Source organism: Gorillibacterium sp. CAU 1737, from assembly GCF_039888655.1.
In the GTDB taxonomy this organism is placed as follows: Bacteria; Bacillota; Bacilli; order Paenibacillales; family NBRC-103111; genus Gorillibacterium.
Genome location: NZ_JBDQQO010000007.1, coordinates 171,830 through 191,588, shown reverse-complemented (window position 1 = coordinate 191,588; position 19,759 = coordinate 171,830). Strand labels below are relative to the sequence as shown.

Here is a 19,759-nt window from a genome sequence, read left to right as displayed (position 1 = left end):
CTCCCTTCGTGAGTAGATTTCATTCCTCTATATTATAATTCTTATTGGATTACTTGGTATTAACAATATATCACTTCCTGCCCGTTCCGTCAACGAGCGGATGCCCCTCGCCCCTCCCGTAACAGCCTCAATCGGCTGTTACCAATCCAGGGCTGCGACTACGGCATGATGATCCGAGGCATCGGTCGTTTGGACATAGACCTTCGAGTGCTTCGGCAAGTCATTGACGTAGATATGATCGATTTCCCGCCCCGATCGAACCGTCGGCATCAGCGGGTTCGCAGCGACTTTCACCCACTTCGGGCTGAGCTTGTCAAGCAGCGGATGATCGGCCTCCATATTGAAATCGCCGAGCAGCACTCCCTTGCCGTCGATGGAATCCAACGCTTGCAGGACGTAGGGAAACTGCAGCTCCCGCTCCCGCTCCAGAAGGCCCAGATGGACATTCACAAACGTACAGGGGCCGCTCGGGGTCTGCACCTTCACCGACAGAATGCTGCGCCGTTCGTTAATTCCTTGCAGGTAAATCACCTGCTTGGAGAGGATCGGGTACCGAGTGAGCAGGCCATTGCCGTATTGAACCAGCCCAAAATTGATGCTCGGCGCGAATGCTGTTCTTCTCCCCAGTCTTCTTCCCAAACGACGAAGCTGGTCATGCAGGTAGCTTCGAGGATGGAAGCGGTCCACTTCCTGAAGGGCCACCACATCCGCCTTCATGCGGGCAATCTCCGCCGCGATGCGGTCGAGCACGATTCTGCCGTCCATTCCTCTTCCATGCTGGATGTTAAACGTGGCAACCTTGAGCCGCATGCGTGGCCCCCCTTTCTTACCTAATATCCGTACAGAAACTATGATAGGGCCGAATTACTCCTCTGCTTCTTCATACCCTACGGAGGGAAGATCGATTCGATTCCAGCCTTTACAAAGAATTTGAAAAGAAACCGTTTCAAGCCTTCTACCGCCGGGTATGAAAAGGAATAGGGCCTAGAGCGTGATCCCAGGTCTTTCGCCGTTCCCGATTCGTCGCGAACGAGCTCCCTATGAAACGGAGGCGACCCGAGGCAAGGCGCACAGGCAGCAGTCGGCCAAGCCGCCCCAAGCGAAGGCTGGGGACCCCATCTCAATCGATAAAGGAGTTCTGAGATATGAAGCCTACTCATTCCAAGCCGCTCATGCTGCTCAAGGACATGCAGAACGCCGATTGCTCCATGCTGCAACTTACCCTTCACCTGGGTGTTCATCCGGAGGACAGGGCCGCCCTGAATCAGTACAATGAACTCGTCCATGCCAGGCAGAATGCAAGGAGCAAGGCAGATTCCGCCACCCTCTCTCTGCGTTCTTACCATACATCACCCGCCTGCAAGCAATGGGATTGGCATCAGGCCAATTGATGCAGGCACCGTTCGACAAGCGCAAGGCAGGTGGCCGGCGATGAAAAGCCGCTTTCCCGGTTATTAAGCTTAGCAAAGTCGGAAGTTCGCCGCAACGTGCAACCTCTCCCCAATTTGGATCGTCCCGGAACAAGAAACGGTTCCCGGACGGTTCTTTTTTTGCTATAGTGGACAAAAATGATGCGTCCTTGCCATACGGACGTTTCTCACTACTCTTCAGGAGGAATCAGTCCATGCGAAGGAATGAATTTTCGATCGAAGAACAAGAGGAGATCCGCTCTTTTCTGGAACAGCAAAGCTTCGGCTATCTGGGTACGGTCGGGGAAGACGGCGCTCCCGAGATCACTCCTCTGAATTATGTGTATGTCGAAGACCATCTCTATTTCCATGGAAGCAAAGTCGGGCAAAAGATGGCCAATCTCCGGTCTGAGAAACGCGTGAGCTTTGCGGTAGCCGAAGAGGTTGCACTCATTCCCTCCTACTTTACCGACCCGCACTTCGCTTGCCCGGCGACCGCCTTCTTCAAATCGGTGCTGATCAAGGGCGAAGCCCGCGTGCTCGAAGACCCGGAGCGCAAGGCCCAGGTCCTCAGCGCCTTCATGAAGAAGCTGCAGCCGGAGGGCGGCTATGACCCGTTCTCCCTGGAGGATCCCGGCTATGTCTCCCGCATCAAAGCGGTGGCGGTCGTGGAGATCGCGGTTCACGAGCTGACAGCCAAGTTCAAATTCGGCCAAAACCTCGATCAAGCGAAGCACGAGCACATTCGGCAAAAGCTGCAGGAGCGCGGTCTCCCGGGTGATGAAGAAGCAGCCCGGCTGATGGCCCATTTCCGCAAGGCATGACGCGCAAGTTTGCGGATGGAATGTCCACTTTTTCGCCATGTCCTCAAGTGACGCTTTACCTCGAAGATGCTATAATGAATCCCAACACTCATCACCCGAGAGTATTCAATCCATCTGGAAGGAAGGAACGCCCTCCCATGAATCCGCAGGCCGCACAGTTGAACGAGACGATCCGCGACGGCAATCCTCATGTCTATGACATGCTGTCCGATCTGGGTCGAGCGATTTATTTTCCCAAGCTGGGGATCTTGAGCCAATCCGCAGAAGCAAAGACGAAGGCAACCCGGTACAATGCTACGATCGGAACCGCCCTAGAAGGCGGCCAAGCCATGCACCTGGGGGTCATTCAAGACACCCTGTCCGCCTACGAGCCGAAGGACCTGTACGATTATGCACCGGCTCCCGGCAAGCCCGAGCTGCGAAGTGCCTGGAAAGCAAAGATGCTCATCGACAATCCCTCCATGGAAGGAAAGTCATTCAGCCATCCGATCGTGACCAATGCATTGACCCATGGGCTCAGCATCGTGGCGGATCTCTTCGCCGGCCCCGGCGACCCGGTGATCATCCCCGACAAAAACTGGGAAAATTACGAGCTTACCTTCGGTGTGCGCCGAGGAGCAAAGATCGTCGAATACCCGCTGTACAATGATGACAACCGCTTTAACGCTGAGGGCTTGAAGGCCGCTATTCTCGCCTCGAAGCCGGAAGGCAAGGCTGTTGTCGTGTTGAACTTCCCGAACAACCCGACCGGGTACACACCGGGAGCCGAGGAAGGCAAAGCCATCGTCGAAGCGGTGAAGGCCGGAGCCGAAGCTGGCATCAACGTCGTGGTGGTAGCCGACGACGCCTACTTCGGACTCTTCTTCGAGGATTCGCTCCACGAATCCATCTTCGGCCAGCTGTGCAGCCTGCATCCCCGCATTCTTCCGGTTAAGGTAGACGGAGCCACCAAGGAGGAATACGTCTGGGGCTTCCGCGTCGGCTTCATCACCTACGGCGGCGATGACCCCGCCGTGCTCGGCGCGCTGGAGCAGAAGACGATGGGGATTATTCGCGCCACGATCTCAAGCGGCCCGCACCCGTCGCAGACCTTCGTGCTGCGCGGCCTTACTGCGCCCGGCTTCGATGAGCAGCGCCGCGAGAAGTACGAGATCATGAAGAAGCGGGCGAATCGCGTCAAAGCGGTTCTCGACAGCGGCAAGTATGACGAAACCTGGGGCTACTACCCGTTCAACTCCGGGTATTTCATGTGCTTGAAGCTGAAGCACGTCACCGCTGAGGCGCTGCGGCAGCACCTTCTCACCAAGTACGGAGTCGGCACCATCGCCCTCGGCGAGACCGACCTGCGCGTCGCTTTCTCGTGCATTGAAGAGGAAGCGGTGGAGGAACTGTACGATTTGATCCACCAAGGAGCGCTTGAGCTGGCAGCAGCGAACGCCGCGACCTGATTCCGGCCTGTTCCTTCTTATAAGACGAGCAAAAAGGCTCTCCCCCTTGCAGCAAGGGTGGAGAGCCTTTTCCATTTGAGGGCTCCGGACGGCTAAATCAGAAGGAGCTCGATCTTCGCTTCTTTAACCAGCTTCGCATGCGTAGCAGCAGCATGCGGAAAGCGAGGGTCAGCCCGGTGACGATCCCCGTGATCGTCACGCCGAGCGCGATGTACTGGAACAACGAATACGTCCTCAGGACCGACCAATCGATCGTCGGGCCTTTCAGGTCCTCGATGACCTGGTTCATGCCATAGATTCCGCTGATGACGGTATAAATCGTAAAGATCATGATGAGCTGATTGGTCTTGCGATCGGTGGTGTCCGCCTGGAATTTGTACAGGTCGTTCAGCGTCTGCTTCACTTCCTCATACAAGCCGATGTTGCCAAACAACTGGCGAAGCTGGATGAAGAGCTCCCGCCCCTGCGACTGGGTGACCAGCTCGAGGAAAAAGTACCTCGACGAGAACTTCGTGATCTGCCCGATCAGCTCCTCGATGTCATCGGGATTGCGGTCATACCTTACCGTCGAGTAGCTATTGCTCAGCTTCAGCAGGACGATCTTGTGAAACAGGTTGAGGATAAGCCCATAATAATACTCGCCATAGATCTGGTTGGCGAGCATCCGCCGAATCTCCCCGCTCCGGCTCGTCAGACAGCAGAAGGAGTTCTCGTCCATGACATAATGAGTATGCGGCGCCCAACGCGCGTAGGCATGCTTGTCGAGATAAGCCTCAATATAGTCGAGGTTGCTGGAGCTGATGTGCGGCTTTCCGTCGAGAGTCAGTCCGTCGATCCGGGAGGCCCGATACAAATCCTCGCGATGGATCTCGGTCCCTTCCGGGAAATTGTAGAACGCCTGCACGTACATTCGCTCATCAACGAAAAAGGGCATCGTTTCGAAATATTCCCCCGCCTGCTCAGAGTTATCGAGGAACGGAAGGATGCTGTCCGCGACCTTTTTGAAGATGAAATCCTCCACCTCCCGATAATCCCGCCCCTCGCATTCCACATAGGTGAGATCATCGGATTCGGTAATGTCCTGCAGGACGCGGAAGCGATTCACGAAATCGAGCGCTTCGGTAAAGCTTACGTTTTCCCGGGAAATCTGAGTGCGAATCGTGATAAACCCGATCGAAAACGGACAGAGGATCACGTCCGCTGACAGGATGCGGAACGGCGTCTGGTTGTGCTGACTCTTCAGAACGCAATCCAGCTCCAGCTCGCGGGAATACCTCTGAAAGGCATCCTCATTCTCTTTATGGGGAAAAAGCACGTTGTTCGTAAACGGTAGAAAATACCGCTCCATTCTCCGATGCGAAACGCGAAAGGAACCGTAGTATCGATCCTCCAGCTCCAGGTTTTTCAGGCTGAACGGCTCGTACCCATCCTCCCTCAGCTTCTTCTTGAAGTCGGCTTGAGACCGGGGGACGATGGAAAAGGGGAAGATGAACTGCACGAGCGCAAGGTCCAACTGCTTTTCCCGCAAATCGGGCATATCCATGAATGGGGGTCCCCCTCTTGTTCAGCATGTATTCTAGCGTTTGTTCAGCGTGGGAGTGGAGCCTTCGTCAGGGACGATTGCCCTTATCCTTGTCCTGCTCCCGCTTTTCCTTCAGCCACTTCGGCGCTCCCTTGGCCTTGCGATCCCGCTCGCGATTGGAACGCGCGCGGGACGTGTCCGCCCCGGCCTTCGGCTTCGGCTTCGCGGGAACCGCCGCGCTTGCTCCGGGCTTCGGCTGAGAGGCCTCCGGCTGTGCGCCGTTGCGCTTCGTCGGCTGCTTGCTTCCGCTTGTCGTCGCTCCTGCCGCTGCCGTCCTCGGGGCAGCCGAACGGCCGCCGCCCGAGCGCGGGCCGCCCTTGAACCGTCCCTGCTCGTCCAGCGCGAGCGACTCGCCTCCGTACAGCTTGCGCTCCTCGAAGGTCACGCCAAGTGCCTTGGCGTATTTGTCCAGAATGAAGCGCTCGCGGGAGGTAAGCAGGCTCAGCACGGTGCCGGAGCGGCCCATTCGGCCGGTGCGCCCGGCGCGATGCACGTAGTGCTCGGCATCGATCGGCAGGTTGAAGTTGATCACGTGCGTGACGCCGGGGAAATCCAGCCCGCGCGCTGCGACATCCGTCGCCAGCAGCAGCTGGAATTTGCCGTCGCGGAATCCGCTCATCACCCGCGCGCGCTCCTGTTTGGAGGAATCGCCGTACAGCGCTTCGATGGAAAGGCCGGTATAGCGAATCTTGGCGGCGACTTCGGCGATGTCTTCGGTATCGCCAATGAAGACGATGGCCATCTTCGGGTTATAGTGGCGCACGATGCGGCGCAGCAAATCGATCTTATTCCGTTCCTCGCCGACCAGGTACAGATGCTCCAGAGTGGAAGCCGTCTTCTCCTCCGGCTTGATGGCAAGCTCCGCCGGCTCCTGCATCCACTTTTTGGCCAGACTGCGAATGCCTGCTGTGATCGTCGCCGAGAGGAACAGGATTTGACGGTCGCGCAGCGCTCCGCTCAAAATTTTGTCCACCTCGTTCTTCGAGCCGAGGTCGAAGACCTGATCCACCTCGTCCACCACGATCGTCTTCACGTTATGCAGGCTAAGCTTGCGCTTGGTGATCAGCTCCAGCACCCGGCCTGGCGTGCCTACGACGAGCTGAGGATGAAGCTTGAGCTTCTCCACCTGGCGCGACACGGAAGCTCCGCCAATCAGCTGCTGCACGCGCAGCTGGGATCCGGCCGCCAGCTTCTCGGCCTCCTGGACGATCTGCATGCCGAGCTCACGCGTCGGTACGAGAATGACGGCCTGAACGGCGCGCTTCTCTTCCTCGAGGCGAGCCATCACAGGCAAGAGGTAAGCGAGCGTCTTCCCCGTTCCGGTCTGCGATTGGGCGATGACATCCTTGCCCGAGAGAATAACCGGAATCGCCTCCTGTTGAACGGGAGTAGGCTCCTCAATGCCTGCCTCGCGCAGGTTTTGCACAAACCGCCCGGGAAGCGGCCATTGATCGAAGGTCGTTGTCATTGCGTGTAAAAACTCCTTTTGTCGTTTCATCGTACTGGGATTCTCGGTCTATCATAGCATGAACCGCGCGTGCAGAGAAGAAACCGCCCGTTTGGGCGCCCTCTGCACGATAAGGCGGCTCAAGAAACGGACGGTTTGGACAGGCTTGCGGATGGAACCCTATGCTTCAGCGAGGGGTCGGGGGTCAGATTTGCCCGACCCAATCATTCGAGGCAACCGTTGCCCAGCGCTCGCGAATCTCGCGGATGATGCCGGGGGACAGCTCCCCTTTCTCTAGCAGGCGGGCATTCTGCACCCAGCGTTCCGGGTTCCTCGTTCCGACGATGGCAGTTGATACGCCGTTCATGGAGAGCGTAAACCGCAGCGCCGTCGCCACCGCATCTTGCGGATGCTCCTCCAGGAAGGCATAGTTCAGCTCTCGCAGCCTGCGCCAGTATTCCGTGGCATACTCATTCGCAGGCGGCTTGTCGCCTGATGCCCATGCTACGTTCGCAATCGGCCGCTTGGCGATGACCCCCATCTCCCGGTCGCGTGCCTCCGGCAGAATCCGATCGATGCCATGCTGGTCGGCAAGGTTGACGGAGGTTTGCAGCGAATCGAATGCTCCGGTGCGAATGGCATAGAGTGCCGCTTCGTTCTCCCCGCTGTAGCCGATGTACCGAACCTTGCCGGCCTCCTTCGCCCGCTTCAGCACCTCGATGACCTCGCCTTGGCGGAGGGTTTCCTCCGAGCAGCTGTGGAGCTGGATCAGATCCAGGTAATCCGTCTTCAGCCGTTTCAGGCTGCGGTCGATGGACTCGGCCAGGAGAACCGGGTCCCAATCCTCTCCTTCGAGCCCGGAGGCGTGTCCGCATTTTGAAAACAGGTAGAAGTCGTCCCTTCGCTTGGAGGCGACGAGGCCGATCCATTCTTCGCTGTTCCCGTAGCATTCCGCCGTATCAATGACATTCAAGCCAGCATCCAAAGCGCTGTGGAGCAGATTCTCCACGGTGTGGACATCCTCCGAACGGCGAGGATCAAGCGATCCGATTTCGGCCCCTCCAAAGCCCAGCACGCTCACGTTCATATCCGTTTTGCCAAAAGGGCGTTTTTCCATCTTCGCTGCCTCCTTTATAGACACGCTTGATTGTTGAAATGCCTTCTCTTCTCTTTTACCCTTATTCCCGAAAATGACTCCTGCTTCCGAGGGTGCTTCTCCGTATCGCTTCTGATAATATAGGTAGGATAAGCTCCTAAGCCTTACGATAACCGATTTCCAAAAAGAGGTGAACCCCATGCCCGGCTATATCCTTGATCTGGACGGTACTTTGTACGCCGGTACGAACCCGATTCCAGAGGCGGCGGCTTTCCTGAACCACTTGCGCGAGCAAGGCGCGCCCCGCCTCTTCGTCACCAACAATTCCTCGCGCACGCCTGAGGCAGTCGCTCGCCATCTGCGCGAGATTCTAGGCATTCCCGCCGAAGCCGAAGAAGTGCTCACCTCCGCGCAGGCGGCCGCCCGTTATCAAGCGGAAGCGGCTCCCGGAAGCCGCGTCTACGCCATCGGAGAGGAGGGACTGCGGCAGGCGCTTGTCGATGCAGGGCTCGTCCTTTGCGATGATGCGGATGAAAAGCCGGATGCCGTCGTTCAGGGAATCGACCGCTCCTTTACCTATGAGAAGCTCTTTGCCGCCAGCCGGGCCATTCGGGCAGGAGCCGCCTTCATCGCCACGAATCCCGACCTTCAGCTCCCGACCGAGCGCGGACTTACACCGGGGTCCGGCTCCCTCACCGCCGCGATACGCGCCGCTTCCGGGCAGGAACCGGTCTGGATCGGCAAGCCGTCGCCCATCATCATGACCTATGCGGTGGAGAAGCTGGGACTCCCCGCCGACGAGATCTGGGTGGTCGGCGACAACCTGCGGACGGACATCGCCGGCGGATTGGCAGCGGGATGCCGTACCGCGTGGGTGCTCACGGGGATCGCTTCCGGCGTCGATCCCGAGGCCGAAATGGCCGCAAGCGGCATTCGGCCCGAGCGAATTTTGCGCCATTTGCTCGACTGGCCCGATTTGTAATTCCGCTCATTGCCCTCCGACCGCTTCTCGCCTATAATACGTAGTACGAAAAGAATTATTTATGAAAGACAAAAACATAATAATCAATAATTATTGGCAAAAGGAGGCGCCCCTTTGAACATCAACCAGTTGGAAACCTTGATCACCATCTCCAAAACCATGAGCTTTCGCAAGGCAGGGGAGCTGCTTAATCTGACCCAGCCCGCCGTATCTGCCCAGATCAAGAGCCTGGAGGACGAATTCGGAACGGTGCTGGTCGACCGCAACCAGCCGGTGACGCTGACAGACAGCGGCCGCGTGTTTCTGGAGCATGCGTATCGCATCCTGCACACCGTCGAGGATCTGAAGCAGCGCCTCGCCGACATGGAGAGCATCCCGCAGGGCAACATTAGCGTCGGCACCACCGCCTCGATCGCGGTACAAATTCTGCCGCGCGTGCTGTCGTATTTTCAAAACCAGTATCCGCTCATCAAGCCGTCCATTCACTCGATGACGTCCTCGCAAATCCTGAGCTCGGTGGAGAACGGCAGCGTGGACATCGGCATCTCTTACCTGTTTGACAAGAACTCCACCGTCGAGAGCTCCGTACTCTATTACGACACCTTTGAGCTGATCGTTTCCCCGAATCACCCGCTCGCCGCCGTCGGCCATGCGACCGCAAACGATCTGCATCATCTGCCGCTCATCCTGATGACGCCGGGAACGGCCGTCCGCCGCTTCACCGACAAGCTGTTCCGAGAGCTGGAGATCAACCCGCAGGTGGTGATGGAGCTGTCGAGCAGTGAAGAAGTGAAGCGCGTGGTCGAATTGAACCTCGGCGCCGCCATCATCCCCAAGAACTGCGTGGCGAACGAGCTGCGGCTCGGCACGCTCCGCCTCGTCAACCTCGACGAGATCGAGACGAGTCAGCCGGTCGTCGTCATGTACAAGACGGGCCGTTACCTGAGCTCAGCGATGCTGCAATTCCTGAATGACTTGAAGGGAATGCCCCAGACGAAGTTTCTCGGCAGTGAATAAGGAGGGTTAACCCGTTTGAAATTCGATTTGCACACCCACCACGAACGCTGCGGACACGCAGACGGCACCATTCGCGACTATATCGAAGCCGCCATCGAAAAAGGGTTTTCCGTCATCGGCATCTCGGACCACTCCCCTTATTTTGGCCGGGAGGAGGATCATCCCGAGCCTCATATCGTGATGGCGAAGAGCCAGTTCACCGCTTATATCTCGGAAGTTTTGAAGCTGAGAGAAGAGTACAAGGACCGGATCGAGGTGCTGCTCGGCATCGAATCCGATTACTATCCGTGGCACGCCGATGTCTACCGGGAAGCCTTCGCTCCTTATCCGTTCGATTACATCATCGGTTCGGTCCACCAGACGACGAATCGGGTGAGCATCTTCAACAAGTCGCGCTGGAGAGATTTGTCGGATTTCGATAAGGTCCAGGTCAAGGATGACTACTACCAGCTCATCCGAAAGTCTGCCGAGAGCGGCATGTTCCAGATCCTCGGACACATCGATGCCATGAAAGGCAACTACCCGCCCTTCTCCGGCATCGTGACCAAGGCCGTTGACCGCACCCTCGCCGCCATCGCGGAGACCGGAGTGGCCATCGAGGTCAACACCTCCGGCAAGACCAAGCTGAGCGGCGGCTGGTACCCCTCCGACGACATTCTCGAGCGCGCCTGCTATTACCAAATCCCGATCACCTTCGGGTCCGATGCGCACATCCCGGATCGGGTGGGCGATGAATTCGACCAGGTGCAGCAGAAGCTGCGGGAGATCGGATTTACCAAATGGGTCTTCTTCCGTCAAAAGATCATGCAGCACGTCCCGCTGTAACTCAAACAGCCCGCCAAACCGTCCTCACGGGGACGAATTGGCGGGCTGTTTTATTGGCGAGCGGTTCCGTTTGGCGTCAAATGTTGAGACGGCCTTTGGCCGCAGCTGCCTCTCCTTCCGCCTTCAGGCTCGCCTTATCGGGCTTGCCCAGAGGCGTGTAGGGCAGCTCCTCGCGAAACACCAGCTCCCTCGGCATCTGGTAACGGGCCAGGCGACCGGCCCGAAGCCAAGCGAGCAGCTCGTCAGCGGTAAGGGAAGCTCCTGGGAGCGGAACGATGAAGCCCTTCAGCCGCTGACCGAAGGCTTCGTCGGGAACGCCAATGACGGCGGCATCCGCGACGAGGGGATGCCGCCGCAGCACCTGCTCGACCTCCAGCGGGTAGACATTCTCTCCCGCAGAGACGACCAAATCATCCGTGCGGCCTCCCAGGTAGTAAAGACCGTTCCGATCCCGATACCCGATATCTCCGGTGGCGGTCCATTTTCGGCGGCGGCTGGCCATCGCGCTCCGGCTCCGCACCGAGAGAACGCCAAGGGTGTCCGGCGGAGCCTCTCGTCCGCTGGCGTCCTCGATACGAACGCGCACCCCGGGGATGCGCCGGCCAATCGTCACGGCCGATTGGCACAAGTCCCCAGGGGCGGCGATCAACGTGAGGCCGGCTTCCGACGTGCCGTACAGGTTGTGCAGCACAGGCCCGAGCGTACGTGTCACCTCCTCGACTAGACGCGGGCTCAGCACGGCGCCGCCGGCGGCGATGCACCGAAGGCTTGTCATCGCCTCGGGGTCCTGGGCGAGCATCTTCTCAACCATGAGCGGCACCGCCGTCATGACCTCCACCTGATGCTCGCGTACCGCTCGGCAGGCTTCTGCTGCCTCGAAGCGGGGGCGCACCACGGTCTTCCGGCCGAGGGCAAGGAAGACAAACAGCACCGCGAGCCCATACCCGTGAGATAGAGGAGTTGCCAGGTAGGCGGCGTTCGCCTGGGTGAGCTTCAGCCGATTCGTCAAGGCGAAGAAAGGCCCCAAGTAAGCAAAGAGAGACGGCTTATGCTCCGCTTCCTTGGCCTTGCCGGTCGTGCCGCTCGTCAAGAGAACAAGCCCGCCGGATGCAGAGCGTGCCAAAGGCGAGCCTGGGGCTCTTTCGTCCAGAGCTTCGCCAGCCAAGAGGGAAAGCGGAAGCCGCTTCAACCCTTGGGGTAAAGGAACACCAAGGGTCTCCCCTGACGAATAAGCTTGTTCCGGGCGGGTCCGCCGCTCTCGCGCTTCCAGCCGTTCAGCGGCATCCTCGTCATGGACGAGCCAATCCAGCCTCTGCTCCTGCAGGCGACTGGCCACCTGCTCGTTGGATAGCTCCGGGTTCAGCAGAACGAGGTCGGCTCCGGTGCGGGAGACGGCGATGATGAGCCGAATGAACGCGGCGCTGTTGCGACACAGCGTCCCCACCCGCTGTCCGCGGGTCAACCCATTCGAATCGCGAAGCCGTTTCGCCAGTTGTTCGGAGGAAGCCGCAAGCTCGCGATAGGTTAATGCTTCCCGCTCATCGGCAACCGCCGGACGGTCTGGATACAACCGGGCGGCATACTCGACAAGGGCCAGCAGGTTGATGCCGTGGCGATGAATCGAGCGAACCAGCGCGGCCATGGATGAAGTCCCGAGAAGGCGGGCGAGCGGGTAGCGGCGAACCGACCTTGTACGCGGGTTCGGGATCATGACCGCTCCTCCCCGAACCTCTTCTGCTTTCGCACCGCCGACCTTGCCCATGCGGGATGGAAGAGCCAAGCCATCGGGCAAACAATGCGGAACCACCACGGATGAACTCGCTTCCTGTGCGTATACAGCATGCGCAGGATGCGCCGGGCCGCCTGGTCGGCAGCCATCGTCGGAGCATTCCGATAAGCCGCCGTTGGCTCGATCATCGGGGTTCGAACGAGCGGCAAATAGATGGTAGACGTCCGAACCCCCGCCGCCTTAAACTCAGGTGCTGCGGATCGCAGCCACGTATCCATGGCGGCTTTGGAGGCCTGGTACGCCGCCCAATGGGGAAAAGGCGGCAGAAGCACATTGATCGTGGAGACATTGACGATGTGGCCGCCGTTCGCCTGCAGATAAGGCAAAGCAGCCAGAATGAGAGCCACGGGTGCCGTATAGTGAATCGCCATCGTTCTTTCGAAATCATGGAGCCTTCCGAGTGACTCCAGGATCGGCCGGCGGATGGAGTGCCCGGCGTTGCTCAGGAGAAGATCGATGCCCCGCGGCTCGCGCTGCATGAGCTCGATCAACCTCTTGCGGTCATTTTCTTGCCGGAGATCGGCGGCCAGCACCTCGACCGATGCGGGCTTCGCCGCCAGCTCCTGCTGGAGGGCATAAAGCTTCTCCTCTCGGCGGCCCGTGAGCAGAAGTCGGACGGGAACCTCCGCAAGCTGCCTTGCCAACTGCTCGCCTATGCCGGAGGTAGCCCCGGTCAGCAGAATGGTCTTGCCTTTCAGCGCAAGAGCAAGCTTATCGAAATTCAGCGAAGTGTGAGGGTAGAGTGCATGCTCCAACAGACGTCGAAAGGCCATGGCGACTCCTTTCCAAACCAGGGTGGCAATTAGGGGTGACAGCTTGTGCTGGAAGCTTTGGGAGAGGCCGGGACGGTCATGACGAACCGCTGCTTGCTTCCGGGAGCGCTCCAATAGCGTTCGTGTCCCGGAAGATCGTCAAACCAAGCCGCGTGAGGCGGGCAGTCCAGCAGCATCAGCTTGCCGTAGCGTCCCTCCCGGGACTGGTGATATTTCAAATAGGCTTTTCCTTTCTCAATGCCCAGAATCTCGATTTTGCCGGAGGAGTGGCTCATCACGAGACGAACCCGTTTTCCAAGGCCGGAGGTCCGTGCCTTCGCTTCCTCTACAAGCCGGTAGACCCTCTCCAGCGGAAGGACGAACCTGATGTTCCCGGCTACCGGGCGGTTAACAAAAAAGTAATAAGGCGCGACCCCCATCCAAGACAGGCGGTCCAGAAGCTCCCCGAGGACACCCGCATCATCATTAATGCCCTTCAGGATCGGCGTCTGGTTCATGACGATGGCTCCCGCATCCTGCAAGGCGCGGAAAGCGCGGCAGGCCTCGGGTGTCAGCTCCCTTGGATGGTCCATGTGCGCCATGATGTAGATTCTCTTCTCCGGTGTGGAGTATTGCCGAACGGCCTCCAGTAAGGCTTCATCCTCATAGATTCGCATCGGCTGGAAGGCAGGCATCTTCGTCCCAAGTCGGATGATTTGGACATGCGGAATCTCTCGAAGCTTGCTGAGGATGGCCGTGAGCTTCCCGGTCGAGAGCATGAGGCTGTCTCCTCCGGTAAGCAAGACGTTGCTGATCTCGGGATGCTGGGCTATGTAGGCAATTCCCGGTTCCGGATTCGCGGTTGCCTCTTGGACTTCCTGTTGGAAGAGTCGCTTGCGGAAGCAATATCGGCAATAGGAGGCGCACACCTCCGATACGACGAGCAAGGCGGTTGCGCCATACTTGTGCTGGCAGCCGGGAACAACGTAATTGGCTTCTTCATCCGAGGCGTCCAAGCGGCCGTATTCAGCCAACTCACCTTCCCCCGGAATGACCAGCCTGCGAATGGGATCGTGCGGGTCGTTCCAGTCGATCAAGTTTAAGTAATAGTCATTCACGCGCAAAGCATATCGCTCGGCAACGGAGCGAATCTTCTTTCGCTCCTCTTCATTCAGATACGTATCCAGTCTGGCCATAGTGGCGAAGCTTGCCGGTGTCATCATGGATCGTTCCTCCTTATCCTTATGGGCAGATATGCGCTTGCTGCACCCGCAGGGCGGAAAAAGTGCCATCCGCCGGGTCGGACCTCCTCTCCTTGCTGGAATGGGCTGTCAGGAACAAGAAACAGCCAGCAGACGTTCAGACAGAAGGGTCGATGGATGCAAAAAAAGACCCGGAAAGGGTCTTGTCGCGTTCTGCTCATGAGGAAAAAGACGGACCCATCTTCTGCCGACGAGGTTAGCTGACGGGCTCGGGAAGGATGGTTCCCTATGCCGCAACAAATGCGGCGATTCGCCCCAAAGACTTGGTTCCCCCGCTCTCCGGACGAATGGTCCGGAAATTAAGCGCTACCAATTATTGTACCCTTGATCTCCGCATCTGGCAACCCTGGGCAACAAAACACCCCTTCCGCCGAAACGGAAGGGGTATCATTCTAATTGCGGGGGCAGGATTTGAACCTGCGGCCTTCGGGTTATGAGCCCGACGAGCTACCGGGCTGCTCCACCCCGCGTCAACTTTTACATCATATCACGATCAGCAACAGGATGCAACAACAATCTTCTTTGATTCTCCGCAAAGAGAGGCCGGGCACCCGAAACAAGGGTGGTGAATAGGAAAACGCCTGCCGAAGGTGAACCTTTCAGCAGGCGTCCATAAACAGTCAGATTAGTTCTTTTTCAAACGGAGGCGAAGTCCTGCACCCAATAGGATGAGCCCAAGACCGATGACCTGCAAACCGCGGCTGCTGGCCTCTCCCGTTTGCGGAAGGGTGGCAGGCGGGGTGCTTCCCGATCCCGAACCGGAGCCCGAGCCGCTGGGATCCGTTCCGCCGAACGGAATCTCATCCACGTCGATCTCCACGATCACTTCGGTCTCGTTGCCATCCTGATCGCGTATTATGATGACAAAATCATCTTTGCCGGTGTAGCCAGGCTTCGGAGTGTAGGTCCATTTCCCATTCTCGTCAACCGTTACCGTCCCATTGCTCGGGTCTTTGCCAACTGTAGTCGAACCCCCCGGTGGAACGGAGACTTCACCGCTCACCGGTTTGTCTTTGTCCGTCTCTTCCTGCTGCTTGGTAGGCGCAGGGGTAGGCGTAGAGGTCGGTGCCGCCGTAGGTGTCGCCGTTGGCGTTGTAGACGGCGAAGCACTTGGCGACGGGCTTGGCGTCGTCGTAGGTTCCGTGCTAGGTGTGACGGTTGAGCTAGGTGTAGGTGTCGCGGTCGGCACAATCACAACAGGCGTTGTCGGTGTTGCCGTCGGGCTTTCCGACGGCGTTTCACTCGGCGTTACAGCAGGCGTAGCTGTCGGAGTTCCGGTAGGAGTAGCCGTCGGCGTTACCGTAGGAGTCACGGTAGGCGTCGCGGTCGGCGTTACGGTAGCCGTTGGTGTCGCGGTCGGCGTTGCCGTCGGCGTTACCGTTGGCGTGGCCGTTGGGGCTACGGTTGCCGTTGGCGTTGCGGTCGGTGTTGCCTTCGGCGTAGGCGTCGGAACAATGACCTTCGCGTTGGTCAAGGTCCAGCTCCAAGTCGCTTGGGCCGAGTTCACCTGGAACGAACGCACCGTGGAATCCAGAACGTATCCAGCTGGGGCCTCCACTTCCTTCAATTCATAGTTCCCGCTGCGAAGATTTTCGAATTTCAGAACTCCGCTTGCATCGGTGGTGAGCGTATTGACCACTACGCGGGTGGCACCGACTACACGAGACAGTTCATACTTCGCTCCAGGCAGGAGCGAGGTTGAGTCAGCCAAGTCTACCTTTTTGACCGTCAAGTCTCCACGCAATCCCGTGATGGTGCCGGATCCGCTCGAGAACGCAACGATCACCTCCTGCGTGTTGCTCTTGGTCACCTGCACCGTGTTTTCACCGGAGAAGGAAACGGTATTACCGACTTTCTCACCGTTGCCGGCAAGAATCGCCGATTGGTACTCCAGGATGTAAGGCTTCGTAATGAGCTGGAGGAAGCCAAGCTCAAACGTTTGCTGTCCGCTCGCATCGGTGTTGATCGTCAGGGTGTAGTCTTTTCCCGGCTCAAGCGGCGATCCGGTTTTGGACACGGTCCCGTTGGTTTGAACCGTGGTGGCATAAAGCTTGAAGGAATCCGGCATCAGCAGCTGATTGGAGGTAGGCGTATCGACGATCTTGGCTTTATCAACCGTCGATTGTCCGCGGTTGATATAGACGGTCCAATTCAGGATTTCCCCGTTCTGGGTTCCTACCTTGGCCACATATTCACCGCCCTGTAGAACAGAAGCCGTCCCCTTCAAATCCTTGGAGACCTTCGTCGCTCCATCCAGCAGATTAGCCGTGTTGTTGATCGTCGTCGAGCCGATCAGCTTATCCTTCAGGGTTGTCTTAAAGACAACGGAATAAGGAGTCGTGATCGGATTGGCAAACGTAACCGTAAGCTTGTCATTTACATAGGACACGGTGTAAGCGCCGCTTCCCAGCTCGGTTCCGTTCGCATAGGTTCCATCCGTTTTCACCGTCAGGTTATACACCTTGAGTGAGCCCGCAACCAGTTCCTGCTCTTGCTTGAGCTCATCCACGAGGGTGGCCTGGGTCAGCGGCTTGCTGTTGAAATTCAGCCCGACCGTCCAAGTGATTTCCTTGGTTACGGCGTTGTAGCTCCCCGATTTAAACCCGTTATCCTGCGAAGCCTTCACGGGAGTAAACGTTGCACTCCCCTCTTGGGTTCGGGGTTGGTCGTCCTCGTCTGTCCAGGTCACCTTCGCTTTGTTGGGGAAGTTGACCGCATTTGTTACCCAGTCCTCCGAGAGCCAATCATTGTTAAACTGCGTTTGATAGGTTACATAGATCGGCTCTTGAATGGTGCCCGGGAAGGTCAGGACAAACCCATTGTCTGCTGCATCAGGCGTAAAGGAATAAGAGCCCGTCGGAACCGCGCTGCCGTCCGCATACAGGACACTCCAGGAGCCAGGAACCAGCTTCAAGCCCTTTCTTGGAAAAGTATCCGTGACCGTGACGTTCTTCATCGTTTGGCTATCTTCATTTAAGGAGATTTTCCAGTTGACGGTCTTGCTTTGGTAATTCGCACCGTAAACGGCTTTATGGACAACCATTTGCTCAATATCTTTTGTGGCCGTTTTGGACTCGGCCTTCCAGTTGACGGTGTTGGTAACTGTCGAATCCGTGATCACTTGCTTGTTGGCTTGCGTCTTGTACTCGATGCGAAGCGGCGCATTCACATCCGATGCAAATTGCAGTTTGAAGCCGTTTTGGATGACAACATCATTCCCATCCTTTTTAGGATTGGAGGTGACCGTATAAGCAGAGCCAGGGAGCTCCGCTCCTTTTGTCTCGTTGCCATTCGCGTCCAGGCTGACCGTGTAGACATGAACCGAGCCAGCTACTAAGTCCTGCGAAAGATCGTAATAATCATCCAGCACAGCATCGCCTTGTGGAATTAACTTGCCGTTGTAATTGTACTGAACGGCCCAGCCGATCGTTTGGGTCTTGCTGTCGTAGCTGGTTGAAGTCTTGTTCAGCGCTTCCCCCTGCTTGGTCTGAACGGTCGCTTGTGCCGACAGCACAACAGCGGTTCCGTTCTCTTCCCCCGTAAGCGCAGCTTTATTGGTAAAGCTCGCACTGCTCTTGTCAAGAGAGGCTGCCGTCAGCGGAGTCGTGTAGACGACGCGATAAGCTCCCTTGATCGGGTTTTCGGTAAACGTAACTTTTACCTGTTGCCCCGTAGTGTCCACGGTATACTGGCTAGCCTGAAGAGGCGCCCCTTGAATCACGCTTCCGTCCAGCTGTACACGGAGCTCATAGACGGTTGCTGTAAGCGGAGCGTTAAGCCCAGCCGGAAGATCATCCGTCAACACGGCGTTGGAGAGGGTCCGCAAATCCTTGTTAACGTCGACCGCCCATGTAATATCCCTCGTGTTGTAAGCCGGATAGGCCTGTCCCGACTTGCTCACCGATTGGCTGACATTCGGCTTGAATGTGAGAACCACGGTCTGAGTGCCGCCCTGAACCGGAATGGAAATGTACTGCGTGGTATCGCCTTTGATGATTTCCTTGTCAAACTGCGTCTCGAAGCGAATCGTTCCGTGGATCCCGACTTCTCCCGAATTGATGTATTCGTTGAAGGTCATCACGACATCGTGCGTATCTTTGCTGGCATGGAATGACCCCATGGGCTCTCCCTCAGGACTGATAAGATCGCCCCGAACATCACTAAACAGCTTGAATTCATTCGGCAGGTGGAAGGTAAAGGTATCTCCCCCTTCATAGCCATGCCCATCGGGTAGAGACCAGTTGTAATCGACGGTGACTTTGGCACCTTGTTCATACACAACGTCAGTTACGGCATTCCCCTTGCCGTCATAGACGGCTAGATTCACGCTCGTGATCAGATTCAGGCTGGGTGAAATCTCCGTCGCAGATGCGACGTTCAGCCATCCTCCGCCCGCTATGCACTGCATGAACAGGACGACAAACGCCAGCAGGTAGCTGGTTTTCTTTTTTAGGCTCGACATGTTCTTGCTTCCTCCAATAGCTTTAGAAATGGATAGTGGATGAACATTATATCGAACATAATAATCATTCTAACTAAACAAAAACTGAACAAACGAAAAAAGACCTCCTTCGAAACCGATCGGTTACGGTTTCGAAGGAGGTCTGCTATTCGAGCTTCATGAGGGTGTTGCAGGTTCTTTCTTCGCTTGTACAATGATGCGATGGGTGGCGGTGTCGATCGGATCGCAGGTGATCAACGTAATGATCTCGTCCTTTCCGTTACCGTCCAGTACCGAAAGGTCCGTCGGAAGCACGCGCACAACCCGGAACACCGTATACCGCTCGTGGGCTCCCTTGTAGTCCATTTCCAAGTCGTCCCCCACCTCGATTTCATTGAGACGATTGAACAGCCTGCCGTAGGTACGAGCCCGATGAGCAGCAATCGCTGCATTTCCCACCTCGCCAAACGAGGAAGTCTCCGCCATGTGGGCAGCGCCTACCTTCATGTTCGCCTGACTTGCTCCTTCCAGCACCGGGAGCTCCAGGTCAATCTTAGCAATCCGCAGGATGGCGATAACCCCTTCGGCCATTGCGGCAGGAGATGGGGAGGGTGACACCGCTCCGCCGCTCGCGGCAGGCTCATGGTCAGAGGCGTCCGCTTCTTGTTGAAACAGATGGGTCAGGTCCTCGTACTCCCGCAAAGCATCACCCGAGACCGGGCTGCTTAAAGCTGCTCTCGCCTCCTTGAGCAGCTGTTCCTGCCGGTAATCGTCCACCCATTCCCTCGCCTGCGGCCAAAGGAGTAAGAGGATTCCCGCAAAGATAAGCACATACGCCGCCTTTTTCCACATCCGCCTTCCCTCCTCTTGCCGGAGCTTCGATCC

At 57.5% G+C, this 19,759-nt stretch carries 15 protein-coding genes, 1 tRNA gene and 1 riboswitch; of the genes, 6 read left to right on the top strand and 10 right to left on the bottom strand.

Going from position 1 to position 19,759, the window contains the following annotated elements:
* Positions 1-138: 138 nt before the first annotated feature.
* A complete protein-coding gene (locus AAFN83_RS16020) occupies positions 139-810 on the bottom strand; it encodes an endonuclease/exonuclease/phosphatase family protein (RefSeq protein WP_347771107.1) in 672 nt (223 codons plus the stop codon).
* A gap of 335 nt (positions 811-1,145) precedes the next feature.
* Here AAFN83_RS16020 and AAFN83_RS16015 point away from each other — a divergent pair, with 335 nt between their 5' ends.
* From AAFN83_RS16015 to AAFN83_RS16005, 3 genes are all read left to right on the top strand, one after another.
* Entirely contained in the window at positions 1,146-1,391 is a 246-nt protein-coding gene (locus AAFN83_RS16015) for a spore coat protein CotJB (protein WP_347771105.1), read from the top strand.
* 233 nt (positions 1,392-1,624) lie between these two features.
* Positions 1,625-2,233, top strand: a complete 609-nt coding sequence (locus tag AAFN83_RS16010) for a pyridoxamine 5'-phosphate oxidase family protein (protein ID WP_347771103.1) — start codon at positions 1,625-1,627, stop codon at positions 2,231-2,233.
* Positions 2,234-2,370: 137 nt separating this feature from the next.
* A complete protein-coding gene (locus AAFN83_RS16005) occupies positions 2,371-3,681 on the top strand; it encodes an aminotransferase class I/II-fold pyridoxal phosphate-dependent enzyme (RefSeq protein ID WP_347771101.1) in 1,311 nt (436 codons plus the stop codon).
* A gap of 97 nt (positions 3,682-3,778) precedes the next feature.
* Here AAFN83_RS16005 and AAFN83_RS16000 read toward each other — a convergent pair whose 3' ends face one another.
* The 3 genes from AAFN83_RS16000 to AAFN83_RS15990 form a co-directional block, all read right to left on the bottom strand.
* Positions 3,779-5,224: a magnesium transporter CorA family protein gene (locus tag AAFN83_RS16000; RefSeq protein WP_347771099.1), complete on the bottom strand. Its 1,446-nt coding sequence runs from the start codon at positions 5,222-5,224 to the stop codon at positions 3,779-3,781.
* Between the two features lie 67 nt (positions 5,225-5,291).
* Positions 5,292-6,731, bottom strand: a complete 1,440-nt coding sequence (locus AAFN83_RS15995; RefSeq protein WP_347771097.1) for a DEAD/DEAH box helicase — start codon at positions 6,729-6,731, stop codon at positions 5,292-5,294.
* 184 nt (positions 6,732-6,915) lie between these two features.
* Entirely contained in the window at positions 6,916-7,827 is a 912-nt protein-coding gene (locus AAFN83_RS15990) for an aldo/keto reductase (protein WP_347771095.1), read from the bottom strand.
* Positions 7,828-8,005: 178 nt separating this feature from the next.
* On the opposite strand from AAFN83_RS15990, the gene AAFN83_RS15985 reads away from it, so the two are divergent.
* From AAFN83_RS15985 to AAFN83_RS15975, 3 genes are all read left to right on the top strand, one after another.
* Positions 8,006-8,788 (top strand): TIGR01457 family HAD-type hydrolase, encoded by a 783-nt coding sequence (locus AAFN83_RS15985; protein ID WP_347771093.1) that lies wholly within the window; start codon positions 8,006-8,008, stop codon positions 8,786-8,788.
* A 114-nt stretch (positions 8,789-8,902) separates the two neighbouring features.
* Entirely contained in the window at positions 8,903-9,805 is a 903-nt protein-coding gene (locus tag AAFN83_RS15980) for a LysR family transcriptional regulator (protein ID WP_347771091.1), read from the top strand.
* A gap of 15 nt (positions 9,806-9,820) precedes the next feature.
* Positions 9,821-10,630 (top strand): histidinol-phosphatase, encoded by an 810-nt coding sequence (locus tag AAFN83_RS15975; protein ID WP_347771089.1) that lies wholly within the window; start codon positions 9,821-9,823, stop codon positions 10,628-10,630.
* A gap of 76 nt (positions 10,631-10,706) precedes the next feature.
* Here AAFN83_RS15975 and AAFN83_RS15970 read toward each other — a convergent pair whose 3' ends face one another.
* The 6 genes from AAFN83_RS15970 to AAFN83_RS15945 form a co-directional block, all read right to left on the bottom strand.
* Positions 10,707-12,341 carry an AMP-binding protein gene (locus AAFN83_RS15970; RefSeq protein WP_347771087.1) on the bottom strand — a complete coding sequence of 545 codons (1,635 nt, stop codon included), beginning with the start codon at positions 12,339-12,341 and terminating at the stop codon, positions 10,707-10,709.
* The gene (locus AAFN83_RS15965; protein WP_347771085.1) at positions 12,338-13,192 is read right to left on the bottom strand and encodes an SDR family NAD(P)-dependent oxidoreductase; all 855 of its coding nucleotides are present in this window, start codon (positions 13,190-13,192) and stop codon (positions 12,338-12,340) included. Before AAFN83_RS15965 ends, AAFN83_RS15970 begins: the two co-directional genes overlap by 4 nt.
* Before the next feature lie 29 nt (positions 13,193-13,221).
* A complete protein-coding gene (locus AAFN83_RS15960; protein WP_481810515.1) occupies positions 13,222-14,394 on the bottom strand; it encodes a KamA family radical SAM protein in 1,173 nt (390 codons plus the stop codon).
* A gap of 211 nt (positions 14,395-14,605) precedes the next feature.
* Positions 14,606-14,749, bottom strand: a riboswitch (cyclic di-AMP (ydaO/yuaA leader).
* Between the two features lie 80 nt (positions 14,750-14,829).
* Positions 14,830-14,903 (bottom strand) — tRNA-Met (locus AAFN83_RS15955).
* Positions 14,904-15,058: 155 nt separating this feature from the next.
* Complete coding sequence (locus AAFN83_RS15950; protein ID WP_347771083.1) at positions 15,059-18,895, bottom strand: collagen binding domain-containing protein; 3,837 nt, start codon at positions 18,893-18,895, stop codon at positions 15,059-15,061.
* Positions 18,896-19,051: 156 nt separating this feature from the next.
* Positions 19,052-19,726 carry a class D sortase gene (locus AAFN83_RS15945; RefSeq protein WP_347771081.1) on the bottom strand — a complete coding sequence of 225 codons (675 nt, stop codon included), beginning with the start codon at positions 19,724-19,726 and terminating at the stop codon, positions 19,052-19,054.
* Between the last annotated feature and the right edge of the window lie 33 nt (positions 19,727-19,759).

What these genes read in the sequence shown, in the direction of transcription:
- AAFN83_RS15990 (WP_347771095.1), bottom strand. Translation starts at nt 7,827, where the DNA reads ATGGAAAAACGCCCTTTTGGCAAAACGGATATGAACGTGAGCGTGCTG.
- AAFN83_RS16020 (WP_347771107.1), bottom strand. Translation starts at nt 810, where the DNA reads ATGCGGCTCAAGGTTGCCACGTTTAACATCCAGCATGGAAGAGGAATG.
- AAFN83_RS15965 (WP_347771085.1), bottom strand. Translation starts at nt 13,192, where the DNA reads ATGGCCTTTCGACGTCTGTTGGAGCATGCACTCTACCCTCACACTTCG.
- AAFN83_RS16005 (WP_347771101.1), top strand. Translation starts at nt 2,371, where the DNA reads ATGAATCCGCAGGCCGCACAGTTGAACGAGACGATCCGCGACGGCAAT.
- AAFN83_RS16010 (WP_347771103.1), top strand. Translation starts at nt 1,625, where the DNA reads ATGCGAAGGAATGAATTTTCGATCGAAGAACAAGAGGAGATCCGCTCT.
- AAFN83_RS15950 (WP_347771083.1), bottom strand. Translation starts at nt 18,895, where the DNA reads ATGTCGAGCCTAAAAAAGAAAACCAGCTACCTGCTGGCGTTTGTCGTC.
- AAFN83_RS15945 (WP_347771081.1), bottom strand. Translation starts at nt 19,726, where the DNA reads ATGTGGAAAAAGGCGGCGTATGTGCTTATCTTTGCGGGAATCCTCTTA.
- AAFN83_RS15985 (WP_347771093.1), top strand. Translation starts at nt 8,006, where the DNA reads ATGCCCGGCTATATCCTTGATCTGGACGGTACTTTGTACGCCGGTACG.
- AAFN83_RS15995 (WP_347771097.1), bottom strand. Translation starts at nt 6,731, where the DNA reads ATGACAACGACCTTCGATCAATGGCCGCTTCCCGGGCGGTTTGTGCAA.
- AAFN83_RS15960 (WP_481810515.1), bottom strand. Translation starts at nt 14,394, where the DNA reads ATGATGACACCGGCAAGCTTCGCCACTATGGCCAGACTGGATACGTAT.
- AAFN83_RS16015 (WP_347771105.1), top strand. Translation starts at nt 1,146, where the DNA reads ATGAAGCCTACTCATTCCAAGCCGCTCATGCTGCTCAAGGACATGCAG.
- AAFN83_RS15970 (WP_347771087.1), bottom strand. Translation starts at nt 12,341, where the DNA reads ATGATCCCGAACCCGCGTACAAGGTCGGTTCGCCGCTACCCGCTCGCC.
- AAFN83_RS16000 (WP_347771099.1), bottom strand. Translation starts at nt 5,224, where the DNA reads ATGGATATGCCCGATTTGCGGGAAAAGCAGTTGGACCTTGCGCTCGTG.